Origin of the sequence: Paenarthrobacter sp. PH39-S1 (assembly GCF_030063245.1) — a bacterium.
Lineage (GTDB): Bacteria > Actinomycetota > Actinomycetes > Actinomycetales > Micrococcaceae > Arthrobacter_M.
The window spans coordinates 67,065-81,068 of the sequence record NZ_JASISR010000014.1; the positions used below are offsets into that span (position 1 = coordinate 67,065).

The window sequence follows — 14,004 nt, forward strand, 5'->3', positions numbered from 1 at the left end:
CGCTGGAGACGCCTCATGAGCCGTCGCCGCAGACCGTCTCCGGTGAAGATCGCCGTCCTCGGCGCCGGCAGCTGGGGAACAACCTTCGCGAAGGTGCTCGGCGATGCCGCCGCAGGCACCGACCGGACCATCATGGTCTGGGGCCGTCGCGCCGAAGTGGTCGAGGAAATCAACACCAGGCACCGCAATGCCCAGTACCTCGCCAGCATCCCCCTGCCGGAAAACATCACCGCCTCCACGGACGCCGCCGAGGTCCTGCGCGGGGCGGAACTGGTGATCCTGGCCGTTCCTGCCCAGTCGCTGCGTGCCCAGCTGCACACTTGGGCGCCGCACGTCGAGCCGGGCGCCGTCGTCGTCTCCCTCATGAAAGGGCTGGAACTGGGCACCGACGTCCGGATGAGCCAGGTTGTTGCCCAGGAGCTGGGCCTGCCGGTGGAGCGGATCGCGGTCATTTCCGGGCCGAACCTGGCGATGGAGATTGCCCGGCGGGAGCCCACGGCATCGGTGGTGGCCTGCGCGGACGAAGCGACGGCGGCGTGGATTGCCACCACCTGCACGCCGCCGTATTTCCGGCCGTACACCAATACCGACGTGGTGGGCGTGGAGATCGGCGGGATCGTCAAAAACATCATCGCGCTGGCCGTGGGCATCTGCGACGGCAAGCAGATGGGCGACAATACCAAGGCGTCCGTGATCACCCGGGGACTGGCCGAAACGACGCGGCTGGCCCTGGCGCTGGGCGGCGAGTCGGAAACCATGGCCGGGCTGGCCGGGCTCGGCGACCTTGTGGCCACGTGTTCGTCGCCGCTGAGCCGGAACCGCACCGCCGGCCGGCTGCTGGGCGAGGGGCTGACCCTGGAACAGGTGGGCGGCCGGATGACGCAGACGGCGGAGGGCATCAAATCCGCCCAGGCCGTGCACGAGCTGGCCCTGCAGCTGGGCATCGAGATGCCGATCACGGAGGCCGTCGTCGCCGTCCTGGCCGGGGAACTGTCCATTGCCGAACTGGGTCCGCGCCTGATGGGCCGCGATCTGAAATCCGAAGGCGAATATCAAGCGTGAGCGTCAATAGCACTTCCATGACCGACGACGACGGCGGCAGCAGCGGCGCCCACCCATCCCGTCGGCCGCGCGTCGTCGTCCTCTTCGGCGGACGCTCCAGCGAGCATGCCGTCAGCTGCGTCACCGCCGCCGGCGTGCTGGGCGCGATCGACCGGGACAAATACGACGTCGTCCCGATTGGCATCACTAAAACCGGCCAGTGGGTGCTCGCCTCAGGCGACCCCTCGCAGTGGTCACTGAGCTCTGCGCAGCTGCCCGAAGTGCCGCCGTCGGACACGACGGTCTCGCTCACCGGGACCGGCGGATCGCCGCAGCTGATCGTGACCGCACCGAACCATGTGCCGGTGGAACTGGGCGACGTGGACGTGGTGTTCCCGGTGCTGCACGGGCCCTTCGGCGAGGACGGCACCATCCAGGGGCTGCTGGAACTTTCCGACACCCGGTACGTGGGCGCCGGTGTGCTGGCCTCTGCCGTCGGGATGGATAAGCACTTTATGAAGGTTGTATTTGCCGCGGCCGGGCTGGACGTTGGTCCCTATGTGGCCGTCACCGACCGGCAGTGGACCAACGACCCGCAGACCGTGCGGGACAGCGTCGCGGCGCTGGGCTTCCCCGTCTTCGTGAAGCCGGCGCGGGCCGGGTCCTCGATGGGGATCTCCAAGGTGGAGACCCTTGCCGAGCTGCCCGCGGCGATCGAGGAGGCGCGCCGGCATGACCTGAAGCTGGTGATCGAGGCCGGGATCGTGGGCCGCGAGATCGAGTGTGCCGTGCTGGAGGGCAGGGGGAGCGGTGCCGCGCGAACGTCCATGCCCGGGGAAATCGTGGTCACGGACTCCCAGCATGCCTTTTACGACTTCACGGCCAAATACGTCCAGGACAACGCCGCGGCGCTGACCTGCCCCGCGGACCTGTCCGACGAGGTCATCACCCGCATCCGTGACCTCGCAGCCGTGGCGTTTGACGCTGTCGGCGCCGAGGGGTTGTCCCGGGTGGACTTCTTCGTCACGGACGAGGGCGAGATCATCATCAACGAGATCAACACCATGCCCGGGTTCACGCCCAAGTCCATGTACCCGCAGATGTGGGCCGCGTCCGGGCTGTCCTACCCGGAGCTGATCGATGAGCTCCTGCAGCTGGGGCTGAACCGCAAGACCGGCCTGCGCTAGCGTCTCAAGCCTAATCGGTGGGTCCGCCAAGGCCGCCCGCGGCCGTGTGGAGGCCGGCCACCCCGTACCGGTCGGATCCGGGTTATGCGGGCTGCTGCTGCGCGCCGGCTCCCCGCCCGACCTGACGACCGCCGGAGCGTTACGACCGCTGGCGCCTCATCTGAGTCGCACTTATGGCACTCAAAACGCGTTTTGAGTGCCATATCTGCTACTCAGTTGGGGGAGGCGGTGCGGGAGGGGAGGGAGGGAGGGCGGCTCAGAAGGTGAAGGTGAACACGGTGGCGGTTCCGGATGTTACCGGGAGAGTCACGGATTTGTCGCCCGCGGTGAAACCCGGGATCCGGCCCTGCGTGTCCTTCGGCACGCCCGCGGATTCCAGCCCGTCAATCCGAGTCTGGGCTTCCGCGTCGAAACTCGGACCCGTCATCTGGCTCATGGTGGCGGTCGCGGCCTGTGCGGGCAGCTGTATGCTCACCGGTGCCTGCGCGTCTTTAGCGGGATCGTTCTGATTGACGACGACGACACTCATGCTGCCGTCGTCGTGCTTGACGGAGTAGCCGTAGACGTTCTCATTCCCGGACGTATCGACCTTCTGGAATGCGCCCGCGCCGATGCTGTTGGCGAGCATCATGCCGTAGTAGGCCGGCTGCATGGTGATGATTCCATTGGGCTTTTTGTAGGGCCCGCTGTCGCAGATGGGGGAGAGCGGCGGCCCACCCTTGCAGGCGTCAAGTCCGCTGTGCATGTCCACCTGGGAGACGCCGATCTGAGCGGCCCCAACGGCGTAATTGAACGTCCATAGGGCGGAGACATGTTTCTTGGTGGTCTCGTTCCCGCCGTCGCAGGAAGAAACGCCGGTCTCCGTCAGCCACGCCGGAACATTGGCTTTCTTAGCCAGGTCCACCACCACAGCCTGGAAATCGAGGCTCTGCTGGGCACGCTGGCGGGACATTGCCGTGGCGATAGTCGGCGAGTCCGATTGGCCGGTAGTCTTGCAGGCTGACATTGGGTAGTTGTGATAGCTCAAGGCTGCCAAGTTTGGCACCTTGGCCGCCACGAACTGCTTCCACCACTCTTCCGAATAAACGTCCGGACCAATGATTTTCAGGTCCGGCACGGCTGCGGTCACGGCCGATACGTAGGCCATAAGTTCCTTCTGATATTCGGGGAAGCCGTAGTCGCTGCCCCGAATGGTCATGTAGTCCCGGCCCTCGCCGTAGTAGCCATTCGGCTCATTGCCCATGGTCATACCCTGCAGCCGGTCACCGAGAATCTTCTTGGCGTTCAGTGCCAGGTCGGCCGCCCTGGCGGGATCGAAGTGCCCAAGGTCCGCCGTCAACACGACGGTCGCGTTGGAAGCATCGGCCACCTTCTTGATCCGCTGCAGGTCGGCCGGCGTGACCTTCAGGATCGGCCGGGTATCCCCCGAGAATGCGGGGACAAGCTTCCAGTTCGGAATCGGTTCATCAGTGGAGGTCCAGAAGAAGCGCCGGTCCACGGACTGGCCACCGAAGCGGATCACGGGCTTGTTCATATGTGCCAGCACGGCGGTGAGGTTGGAATTGGCCGGGTCGAACCGGGGATCGGTCATCACATCGGTTTCGAAGGACAGACCCATCAGGCCGTCCGGCATCGCGGTTCCCAGGGCCTGGTCCGTCACCGAGACCGTCGTGGACGCGATCGGGTTTACGGCGCCTGCTGCCGCGCCGGCCTGCACATATTCGGGGCGGTCGAAGGGCGCGAACGTCTTGGCCGCGGTGGCCGGGGCCGACGCGGAGGCAGACGTGGTGACGGCGGACGACGACGCCGGGGCGGACGTCCCAGCGGCCTGAGGCGAATTGCCGCCAAGGGTCAGCGAGGCAGCAACGACGACGGCGACAACGGCTGCGGCGGCGCCGCCGCCAATGATCAGCCCCTTTTTGCGGGTCACCCGGCCCCTGCTGGGCCCGACACCGCTCCGGGACTGGCCCGCGCCGCCGTCGGGCCCCAGGCTCCGTCCCCCGTTGCCATCGGGATCAGGGCCGGGCGCATCAGAACTGTTCGTCATCTGTCTCCAAAGTTGGTTCCGGCTCCGTCACGGCCCGGTCAGGATCACACTCACCCAAGGTCGGGACCCGTTGGCACCATGACGCGGGGAGCGGTTCACCTGTGATTCTAGCCGAGGCCGCGGGCACCGCCGAATCTACTTGGTCGGCACCGCGGTCTCGTCCGCCGCCCCCAGGCAGGCCTTCGTCGAGGGAATTCTCAACACCGCACTGGAGAGCTGTGCCAGCACCGTGCTGGAGGCGATCTTGTCCGGATCCAGCACGATCTCCGTGGCAGGGGTGCGGCCGTACGTGGTCAGCGTCCAGGTCGAGGCGTCCTGCCGGATGATCCAGTCCACGCCGTTGACCCCCACACAGCGGTCCGTGGTCGGCCCCGGAACCGTAACCCCACAGCGCAGAATCACCAGCGAGGGATCACCCCAGGCGGCCGTCGCCTGCGTCGTCGTCGGGCGCAGGGGTGCGTCGGCCAGCAAGTCCGGCAGCGCCACCATCATGGGCGCGCAGGCCGGGTCCGTTGAGTCCGGGGCCGCGGAAACCTCCACCGCAGGGGTGCAGCCGGAAAGGACGACGGCGGCTCCGGCCAGGGCGACCAGCGTCAGCAGGCGGGGGAGAGGGCGAAGTGGACGAGGGGCCGAACGGGCGGACGAAAGCATGCTTCAAGGCTACCGTCCGGCGCTTGCACGTCCCGCCCGGTTGCACGCGGCCGGCAGTGGGGTGCTGGAGCCGGCAGTGCAGACCTAGCGAGCGGGCTGAAACCCGGCGGCCTGGGTCTGTCCCAGCGAATTTCGGCCCCGAAAAGGGAGGATGCGCTTCACATGCTGTAGCATGTGAAAGTTGTAATAGAAGGCCTGAAGATCCCAGCGTATAGCGGCTCTGGGCAAGCGGAACGGACGTTCACAGTCCGCCAACACGATCGAAGCGTCTATTCACTCATCAGAGGGGGATCGTTGGGGAGTATCTCAGGTAGCGGGACACGTGGTTTAAAGGCAGCTCTTGGTGCCCTTCTCGTTGTCGTGCTGATGATGTTCGTCAGCTCCCCGGCAATGGCCACCGATGGCGGCGGAACCGATACGAGTACGTCCACGGCCACTGACACGAGTACGTCCACGGCCACTGACACGAGTACGTCCACGGCCACTGACTCCAGTACTTCCACGGCCACTGACTCCAGTACTTCCACGGCTACGGCCACCACCGACCCCAGTACGTCGACGGCCACGGGCGCCGACCCAAGCACGCTTCCCGGTCCTGTCACTGATCTGCCCCCAGACCCGGTGCAGCAGCCGGCGGTGATTCCCAGTGACAACCTGCCAGTTCCGGCTGACCAGTACACCGTACCCGGGGACGTCACCGCTGATCCGCCAACAGCAACAGCGGAAGCAACAGCGTCCGATTCGGCAACCGCCATCCCCACCGCCAGTCCCACGGCCACACCCAAGCCGAAGGCGTCAGCTAAACCGAAAGTCGCGGTGGGTGCGGGCGGCAAGTCCGGCGGCACTCCCAAAATCGACGCAAGCCTGGCATCCAACGCGGGCAGCCCGCTGCTGCTGCAGCTGCTGGCCGTTGCCGTCCTGCTTGGACTCGGTTTCCTCTACTTCAGGTTGCTGCGCGGCAACGGCCGCCGCGGCCCGCCTGTGCCTGGAAAGTAGGGCGCTGTGGCCAACGACAAGCAGTCAAGCAGCGAGTTGCCGGAAAAAGAACCGCTGAAGGTTCTGCTGCTGGCTCATTCGTATTGGCCCGAGCACAGCCCTCCGCAGCGCCGCTGGAGCGCTTTTATCCGTGATTTCCGGCATGCCGGCTGGCAGGTGGACGTCGTCGCCCCGGTGGCCCATTTTCCCGTAGGCCGCCGCGAGCTGCCCCGTGAGGAAGCCGGCGTTCCCTTCCGCACCCAGCGCGGGCGCTTTGGCGAACGCATTATGCGCGTCCCTTTCATACCGCACGGCAATTCCCAGCTGGGCCGCCTGGTCGACCAGTGTTTCTCCGCCGTCATGTCCATCCCCGGCAGTCTGCTGCGCCGCCGGCCCGATGTGATTGTCGCTACCGCCCCCAGCCTTCCCATTCTGGCCGCCGGCTTCATTGTCTCCCGCATCCGCAGGGTCCCGCTGGTCGTGGAAATGCGTGATGCCTGGCCGGACCTGGCCCGCGACGCCCGCTTGGTCCAGGGCAGCGTCAAATCCGTGGTGGAGCACGTGGTGGAGTTCATCCAGAACCGCGCGGAACTGGTGGTCACCGTCACCGAAGGGTTCGCCGACACCCTTCGGGCACGCGGTGTGCGGAACGTATCCACCGTCAGCAATGGCCTGGACGTCGACACGATTCCGGTGCTGCCGGCGCCGGACATGGACAAGGAAGTCTTCACCGCCCTGTACCTGGGCAATCACGGTGCGAGCCAGCGGCTGGACGTCATCATCCGGGCCAGTGCGCTGGTGGGCAGCTCCATGCGGCTGACCCTGGTGGGGCACGGTACACAGCGCAAAGACCTGGTCAGGCTGGCGCGCGAACTCGATGCCCCGGTGACGTTCCTTCCCTCCCTGCACGGGCCGGAAGTGCTGGAACAATACGCCAAAGCGGATACCTGCATCGTTTCCCTTCGGGATGACTGGAAGTCCTTCAAAACCACCGTGCCGTCCAAGACCTATGAGGTGTTGGCCATCGGCCGGCATGTCACCGCGGTGGTCCTCGGTGAGGCCGAGCGCATTGTCCGCGATGCCGGCGCGGGGGATGTGGTCAAGGCCCATCCCGAAGCCATCGCCGCGCTGTGGCGCGGACTCGCTGCGGACCGCGGCAGGCTGATCCGCAGCGAGGACAGCCGCCAGTGGGTCAAGGAAAATGCCGATTACAGTCAGCTGTCCGCGCGCTACATGAATGTCATTTCCGAGTTGGCCGGCAGACCTCCGGGCGTGCTTTGACACAGCTGCTCCGTAACGCCGGTCTGGCGGCCCGCACCGCGTCGGAACACCTGACGGATGATCCCTTGTTGCTGTGCCTGCAGATCCTGCGCCGGCTGCCCGCCCGGCTGGTTCGCCGTCCCGCCCTGTTCGTGAGCCGCGTCGCACCTAAAAATTCCAGCCTCGCGGCTGTGCTGTTGGCCTGCATTGCCGCCGGCGACAAGGCCGGGCTCGAGCGCCGCCTGGCCGCCGCCGCCGAACATGGTCTGGCAGGACAGCAGGCACGCCGCGCCGCGGACGTTGCCCTCGCAGCTGATCTCCCGCAGTGGGCAGACAAGCTGCTGGACACAGTGGCTCCCGGCACTGCAAGGCTGGCGGGCACGGTGGCACGACGGCGTTGGTACGGTGGCGCGATGAGCGAGGCTGTCGCCGTGCTGGACGGCCAAACGGGCCCGCTGGCACGGCAGCATGCACGGCTAGCCGCCGAGTTGTCCGTCTTCAACGGTGCCGCGACGGCGAAACCCCCCGCGCCGAAGCTTCCAGTGCCGGAGCCCCCCGCGCCGACGCGTTCAAGCCGGAAACTCCCGGCGGGGACGCAGACGCAGACGCCGACGGCGGCCCCTGCAGCGCGGGAGAGCCGCCGCGTCCTGCACCTGCTCACCAACTCGCTCCCGCACACGGCCAGCGGCTACGCCCAGCGCACCCACTCCATCCTCAGCGCCCAGCAGGCAGCCGGCTGGGAGGTCCGCGCCGTGACGCGCCTTGGCTACCCCGTCCAGGTCGGCAAAATCCTGGCCCGGGAAACCGACGTGGTGGACGGCGTGCCGTATCAGCGGCTGCTCCCGGCCCGGCTGGCCTCCGGCATGGATTCCCGCCTGCAGCAGCAGGCCGAGGAGCTGCTGCGGATCGGCCGCGCCTTCCGCCCCAACGTGCTGCACACCACCACGCACTTCGTGAACGGACTAGTGGCCCGTGAGGTGGCGGCAGCTTTGGACATTCCGTGGGTCTACGAGGTACGCGGTCAGCTCGCGGACAGCTGGGCCGCCCGGCGTGGTCCGGAGGCCCGGGAGAGCGAACGCTACCGGCTCTTCCAGGAACGCGAGGTGGACGTGATGCGCAGCGCGGATCTGGTGGTGACGCTGGGGGAGACCATGAAACGGGGCATCATGGCCGCCGGCGTTCCGGAGCAGCGGATCATGATCTGCCCCAACGCAGTGGGTGGGGATTTCCTCAAAGAGCCCGGCAGCCCGCAGGCCGCCCGACGCGCCCTGGGGCTCCCGGAAACGGGCCAGTACGTCGGTACGGTCAGCAGCCTGGTTGCCTATGAGGGGCTCGACGATCTCGTGGCGGCCTTCGCGTTATTGGCCCCGCACCACCCCGATCTGCGCCTGCTCATGGTGGGCGACGGTGTGGAATCCGCTGCTCTCCAGAAGCAGGTGCGCAGCCTGGGTCTCACGGGACGGGTAATTTTTACCGGTAGAGTAGCCAGGGAGCAGACCCCGCTGTACCACCAAGCTCTGGACATTTTCGTGGTGCCGCGCAAAAATCTGGAAGTAACCCGTACGGTGACGCCGCTGAAGCCCGTTGAAGCGCTGGCCAGCGGCCGTCCCGTGGTGGCCAGCGATCTGCCGGCGCTGCGGGAAATAGTGCACGACGGCGTCAATGGCCGGTTGTGCCCGGCCGAGGATCCCGGGGCGCTGGCGGAGGCGCTGGGGACGCTGCTGGCCGAGGACGCCGTACGCTTGGAACTCGGGGTGCGCGGCCGTGACAAGGTGCTGCGGACCCGCACATGGTCGGCAAACGCCGCCTTGTATGACGACGCATATCAGGATTTCAGCTTAGGGAGGGCCAGCTAGTGTCCCCGAAGAAAACAACGCTGCCGGAACCAGCGGCAGTGCAGCCCCTCGCGGTCAACACGCGCAAGCTGAGCCGGGTGGGGGCGCGGCCGGGATTTCTGGATTATTTGGTGCAGCTCTGGGATTACCGCCACTTCGTCTTCTACGATGCCCGGGCGCGCGTTCTCAATGGCACCCGGCGGGACCGTCTTGGCAGCGCGTGGCTGATCCTCAACCCGATCCTCAACGGCCTCACGTACTACGTGATTTTCGGTCTGCTCTTGCATACCAACCGCGGCATTGAGAACTTCCTCGGCTATCTGGTGGTGGGGATCTTTATGTTCCAGCTCAGCGCCGGTGCCATCACCAGCGGCGCCCGCTCCGTGCACAACAGCAAGAGCGTGGTCCAGGCGTTCAATTTTCCCCGGGCGACCCTCGTGATCGGCGCCAACCTCAGGGAACTGCTCATGGGCGTCCCGATGATCCTCGCAATGCTCCTGATCATCATTGTCCTGCCGCCCGCCGAGAGCATTACGTGGCGGTGGATCCTTATTCTTCCGGCGATCGCACTGCAATTTGTGTTCAACCTCGGAGTGGGACTGATCCTGGCCCGGATTGTGTCCAGGGTCCACGATGTCACGCACCTGATCCCTTTCGGGATGCGTGCCTGGATGTACGGGTCGGCCATTTTCTATTCCTATGATCGGTTCATAACGCACCCGCAGATCCTGGCGCTGGTGAAAATCAACCCGCTTTTCAATGTCATTGACATCGTGCGCAACTGTCTCCTGTATGACACGCTGCCCGCCTGGCGGTCGTGGGGCATTCTTTCCGCCTGGGCGCTCGGAGCACTCGCGATTGGAATCGTCTTCTTCTGGCGGGGGGAGGAGACGTATGGCCGCAGTTGAGGCATTGGTGCGTGTCGAAGGCCACCCATGCGTGGTGGTCGACCGCGTGGAGATGCGGTTCAAGGTCCCCTCTACCGAGGCGTTGGCTGCAGATGTTCAAAAACGAGGTCTGGCGCGGCGCTTGAAACGCAGGCCGCACACGGTGACCGTCAGGGCTCTCAACGAGCTGTCGCTCGTGGTTGAACGAGGGGAATCCGTCGGCATCATTGGCCGAAACGGTTCCGGGAAAAGCACGCTCATGAAGCTCATCAGCGGCCAGCTTCGGGCTACCAGCGGGTCGGTGCTGGCCTCCAGCACACCGGTGATGCTTGGTGTCAATGCAGCCTTGGTCCCCGATCTTTCGGGAGACCAGAATGTCGTGCTGGGTTGTCTCGCCATGGGGCTGGCAAGGCCCGAAATCGATAGCCGCTTTGACAAAATCGTGGAGCTTTCCGGGCTGGAAAAGGCAATCTACCTTCCGATGAAGTCGTACTCGTCCGGTATGTCGTCGCGGCTGCGCTTTGCCATCGCTGCCAGCTTGGATCCGGAGATCCTCCTGGTCGATGAGGCGCTGAACACAGGTGACGCCCAATTCAGTGACCGCAGCAAGCAGCGCATGGATGAGCTGCGGGCCCAAGCGGGGTGCGTGCTTCTGGTCAGTCACAGTCTGGGGACCATCACGGATATGTGCACGCGGACCCTTTGGCTGGACAAGGGCGACCTGATTATGGACGGCGACCCGGAGGAGGCGGTGAAGGCCTACAAGGACTTCACCAGCCACCTGTCCAAGGGCAACAACATTTCTGCCGCCAGGATCAGGAGCGAAGCCCGCGCCAACCTGGTCGCCACGGAAATAAGGGAGCGCACCTCCGGACGTCGGAAGGGTGCGCTGTAATGTACCAACTTCAGGACATTCGGGATGGTCTGTGGCATTTCCGCCGCGGCGGCCGCTCACAGTTCAACACCTGGCGTTCCCGGCGCCGCATTCACCTCGACCTTGCATCACCTGCCGGAGTGCGGGGAGCCGAGGCAGCATGGACCGGCCGGGGACGTCGTCGTCGCCTTTCCTTCGCCGCGGCAACGCCTCCGTCGCGCGGGCCCCGGCGGCCGGATATCAGGGCCGGCGTCATTTTGGACGACTTTTCCGCCCTGGCATTCGGCTACGAGTGGGATATTCTCCCGATTCACTCCCTGACCTGGCGTGCAGATCTGGCGAAGCAGGATTTGGATCTGGTCTTCGTGGAGTCCGCGTGGGCCGGCAACGGTGGGCTATGGCGCGGAAAGATCGCCGGTGGTGACGGCCCCAGTCAGAGTTTCCGCGAAATGTTGGCCTGGTGTCATGGCCGGGGAATCCCCACGGTGTTCTGGAACAAGGAGGATCCGCCGCACTATGCGGACTTCCTGCCCGCGGCCCGGCTGTTCGACCACGTCTTTACCTCGGACGAAGGCCGCGTGGAGCACTACGTGCGGGACCTGGGTCATGAACGCGTCTCCGTGCTGCCTTTTGCGGCCCAGCCTGCGGTGCACAACCCGGTGCGGCCGGGTCGGGGCTGGCACCGGCGGGATGTGGCTTTCGCCGGCATGTACTTCGCGCACAAATATCCGCAACGCCGGGAGCAGATGGATCTGGTGCTCGGCGGTGCCCTGGACGCCTCGGCGACAATGCAGCACGGGCTGGAAATCTTTTCCCGCCAGCTGGGCGGGGACCCGAACTACCAGTTCCCGGCGCCCATGGACTCCCGGGTGGTCGGTTCGCTGACCTATCTGCAGATGCTCGCCGCCTATAAGGCCTACAAAGTCTTCCTCAACGTCAACTCTGTGGTGGATTCGGCCAGCATGTGTGCCCGCAGAATCTTCGAAATCTCCGCCTCTGGGACACCTGTGGTCACGGCGCCCAGCCTGGCCGTGCGAAGGTTCTTCTCCGCTGACGAGGTCCCCGTCGCGTCGACGCGCAAGGATGCGGAACTGCTGACCAGGGCCTTGGTGGCCAATGCTGAACTCAACGACCGCACCGTCCATCTCGCGCAGCGCAAAATCTGGCAGTCCCATACCTACGCCCACCGCGCGGAGACGGTGCTTTCCGGCGTCCTGCCACAACGCCACGTTGCTCTCGACAGGCCGTCCGTCTCCGTGCTGCTGCCGACCATCCGCCCCCAGCATCTGGACGCGGTCTTCCGAACCCTGGCCGCCCAGCGGTCCGTGGCACCTCAGCTGATCCTGCTGACGCACGGGTTTACGCTGGCGCCGCAGCGGCTGGCCGAGCTGTCCGGCAGGTACGGCTTGGACCACGTGGTCCTCCTGGACGCACCCGCGGGCGTTTCCCTCGGGGAGTGCCTGAACCGGTGCGTTGCTGCCGCCGACGGCGAAGTGGTGGCTAAAATGGACGACGACGATCATTACGGCCCCGAGTACCTCAGCGACCAGTTGTTTGCCATGTCCTACTCTGCGGCGGATATCGTGGGAAAGCAGGCCCACTATATGCACCTGGAGACCTCAAATGCGGCAATCATCCGCAATGCCGCCAAGGAGCACCACTTCACGGATTTCGTGATGGGGCCCACCATCATGGCGCGCAAAGAAACGGTACTGAACCACCCGTTTCCGCATCTCGGGGTAGGTGAAGACACCGGATTTCTGCGCACCGCCGCAGCAGCGGGTAGGAGCATCTATTCCGCGGATCGGTTCAACTACTTCCAGGTCCGGACAGGCACAGGACACACCTGGCAGGTCGACGACGCTGAATTGCTGGCCTCCGGCGATCTGAAATTCTACGGAAGGCTGGACGAACATGTTGACATCTAGGACGGGGAATGTGGTGACCCCCATTAGTACCGTCGTCGTCGTCGGCCTTGGCTATATTGGACTGCCCACGGCGGCCATCCTCGCCACGAACGGTTTGGAAGTCATCGGCGTGGACGTGAATCCTTCCACCGTCACCGCGGTCAACAATGGGGATGTCCCCTTCGTGGAACCGGACCTGAGCATCCATGTTGCCGGCGCGGTCAGCCAGGGACGCCTGCGGGCACAGGCCGAGACGCCGCACGCGGACGCCTATATCGTAGCCGTGCCGACACCGTTCAAAACGGACAAATCCCCCGATATGGCCTACATTGACGCCGCGGCCAGAGGAATAGCCCCGCAGCTGCGCGGTGGCGAGCTGGTCATCCTCGAATCAACATCACCGCCCGGCAGTACGCGACGGCTGGCCGAGTGCATCCTGGAACTCCGACCGGATTTGAGCATCGACGGCAGCCAGGGAAAGCCGATGGTCCTGGTGGCCCACTGCCCGGAACGGGTGCTGCCGGGCCGCATCATGATTGAACTGGTCACCAACGACCGCGTGGTGGGGGGCCTGACGCCGGAAGCAGCCGAAGCCGCGGCGGCCCTGTACACGGTGTTCTGCAAGGGCGAGATCCACCTGACCGATGCGGCAACGGCGGAGATGACCAAGCTGGTGGAAAACGCCTACCGCGACGTGAACATCGCGTTCGCCAACGAGCTGTCTGTCATCAGTGACAATCTGTCCATTGATGTGTGGGAACTTATCCGGCTGGCTAACCATCATCCGCGCGTCAATATTCTGCAGCCGGGTCCCGGCGTCGGCGGACACTGTATAGCGGTCGACCCCTGGTTTATCGTGGCGGCTGACCCGGAAGATGCGACGCTCATCCGGACGGCGCGCGAAATCAACGACAGCAAGCCCGGATACGTCGTGGAACAGGTCCTCCGGGCGGCGAAGGAATTCGACAAACCGGTTATCGCCTGCCTTGGTCTGGCCTTCAAAGCCAACATCGACGACGTCCGGCAGTCGCCGGCCGTGAATATCGTCCGGGAGGTAGCACTGAACCGCCCGGAAGCCACGATTCTGGTGGCGGCACCCCACGAGGGCCACCTCCCGCAGGAGCTGGCCGTCCTGGGGAACGTGACAGTGGCCCAGACCGATGCCGCTGTCGGCGCCGCCCAGATAGTGGTGCTGCTGGTGGGCCACGACAAATTCCGGGATATTCAGCCGGAGAGCCTGGCGGGGAAGCACGTAATAGACACCCGAGGCTTCTGGCGTTGACTGTGAGCCGGGGTGCCGTCCCCGGCCTGTACCTGGATCCACAAGACTCAAATTGACT

At 65.3% G+C, this 14,004-nt stretch carries 12 protein-coding genes; 9 read left to right on the forward strand and 3 right to left on the reverse strand.

What is annotated here, in order from left to right:
* Positions 1–15: 15 nt before the first annotated feature.
* Together QMG52_RS10745 and QMG52_RS10750 are read left to right on the forward strand one after the other, a co-directional pair.
* On the forward strand, positions 16–1,062 hold the full coding sequence (locus tag QMG52_RS10745) for an NAD(P)H-dependent glycerol-3-phosphate dehydrogenase (RefSeq protein WP_283560400.1): 1,047 nt from the start codon (positions 16–18) through the stop codon (positions 1,060–1,062).
* A 17-nt stretch (positions 1,063–1,079) separates the two neighbouring features.
* Positions 1,080–2,228: a D-alanine--D-alanine ligase family protein gene (locus QMG52_RS10750; protein WP_283560442.1), complete on the forward strand. Its 1,149-nt coding sequence runs from the start codon at positions 1,080–1,082 to the stop codon at positions 2,226–2,228.
* Positions 2,229–2,484: 256 nt separating this feature from the next.
* On the opposite strand, the gene QMG52_RS10755 is transcribed toward QMG52_RS10750, so the two are convergent.
* From QMG52_RS10755 to QMG52_RS10765, 3 genes are all read right to left on the reverse strand, one after another.
* Entirely contained in the window at positions 2,485–4,275 is a 1,791-nt protein-coding gene (locus QMG52_RS10755; RefSeq protein ID WP_283560401.1) for a hypothetical protein, read from the reverse strand.
* A 135-nt stretch (positions 4,276–4,410) separates the two neighbouring features.
* Complete coding sequence (locus tag QMG52_RS10760) at positions 4,411–4,926, reverse strand: DUF3515 domain-containing protein (RefSeq protein WP_283560402.1); 516 nt, start codon at positions 4,924–4,926, stop codon at positions 4,411–4,413.
* Positions 4,927–5,195: 269 nt separating this feature from the next.
* A complete protein-coding gene (locus QMG52_RS10765) occupies positions 5,196–5,528 on the reverse strand; it encodes a hypothetical protein (RefSeq protein WP_283560403.1) in 333 nt (110 codons plus the stop codon).
* A 34-nt stretch (positions 5,529–5,562) separates the two neighbouring features.
* Here QMG52_RS10765 and QMG52_RS10770 point away from each other — a divergent pair, with 34 nt between their 5' ends.
* From QMG52_RS10770 to wecC, 7 genes are read left to right on the forward strand one after another with little or no spacing between them, the layout of a single operon-like run.
* A complete protein-coding gene (locus QMG52_RS10770) occupies positions 5,563–5,922 on the forward strand; it encodes a hypothetical protein (RefSeq protein WP_283560404.1) in 360 nt (119 codons plus the stop codon).
* Positions 5,923–5,928: 6 nt separating this feature from the next.
* Complete coding sequence (locus QMG52_RS10775) at positions 5,929–7,182, forward strand: glycosyltransferase family 4 protein (RefSeq protein ID WP_283560405.1); 1,254 nt, start codon at positions 5,929–5,931, stop codon at positions 7,180–7,182.
* Entirely contained in the window at positions 7,179–9,017 is a 1,839-nt protein-coding gene (locus QMG52_RS10780) for a glycosyltransferase family 4 protein (RefSeq protein WP_283560406.1), read from the forward strand. Before QMG52_RS10775 ends, QMG52_RS10780 begins: the two co-directional genes overlap by 4 nt.
* Entirely contained in the window at positions 9,017–9,904 is an 888-nt protein-coding gene (locus tag QMG52_RS10785) for an ABC transporter permease (protein WP_283560407.1), read from the forward strand. The genes QMG52_RS10780 and QMG52_RS10785 overlap by 1 nt, the downstream gene beginning before the upstream one ends.
* Positions 9,891–10,778, forward strand: a complete 888-nt coding sequence (locus QMG52_RS10790; protein ID WP_283560408.1) for an ABC transporter ATP-binding protein — start codon at positions 9,891–9,893, stop codon at positions 10,776–10,778. Before QMG52_RS10785 ends, QMG52_RS10790 begins: the two co-directional genes overlap by 14 nt.
* The gene (locus tag QMG52_RS10795; protein ID WP_283560409.1) at positions 10,778–12,685 is read left to right on the forward strand and encodes a glycosyltransferase family protein; all 1,908 of its coding nucleotides are present in this window, start codon (positions 10,778–10,780) and stop codon (positions 12,683–12,685) included. Before QMG52_RS10790 ends, QMG52_RS10795 begins: the two co-directional genes overlap by 1 nt.
* Positions 12,686–12,698: 13 nt before the next feature.
* A complete protein-coding gene (wecC, locus tag QMG52_RS10800) occupies positions 12,699–13,946 on the forward strand; it encodes a UDP-N-acetyl-D-mannosamine dehydrogenase (RefSeq protein ID WP_502920503.1) in 1,248 nt (415 codons plus the stop codon).
* Positions 13,947–14,004 lie beyond the last annotated feature (58 nt).

Excerpts from the sequence above, each read along its gene's own strand:
- QMG52_RS10755 (WP_283560401.1), bottom strand. The coding sequence starts at position 4,275 with ATGACGAACAGTTCTGATGCGCCCGGCCCTGATCCCGATGGCAACGGG.
- QMG52_RS10750 (WP_283560442.1), top strand. The coding sequence starts at position 1,080 with ATGACCGACGACGACGGCGGCAGCAGCGGCGCCCACCCATCCCGTCGG.
- QMG52_RS10760 (WP_283560402.1), bottom strand. The coding sequence starts at position 4,926 with ATGCTTTCGTCCGCCCGTTCGGCCCCTCGTCCACTTCGCCCTCTCCCC.
- QMG52_RS10790 (WP_283560408.1), top strand. The coding sequence starts at position 9,891 with ATGGCCGCAGTTGAGGCATTGGTGCGTGTCGAAGGCCACCCATGCGTG.
- QMG52_RS10745 (WP_283560400.1), top strand. The coding sequence starts at position 16 with ATGAGCCGTCGCCGCAGACCGTCTCCGGTGAAGATCGCCGTCCTCGGC.
- QMG52_RS10795 (WP_283560409.1), top strand. The coding sequence starts at position 10,778 with ATGTACCAACTTCAGGACATTCGGGATGGTCTGTGGCATTTCCGCCGC.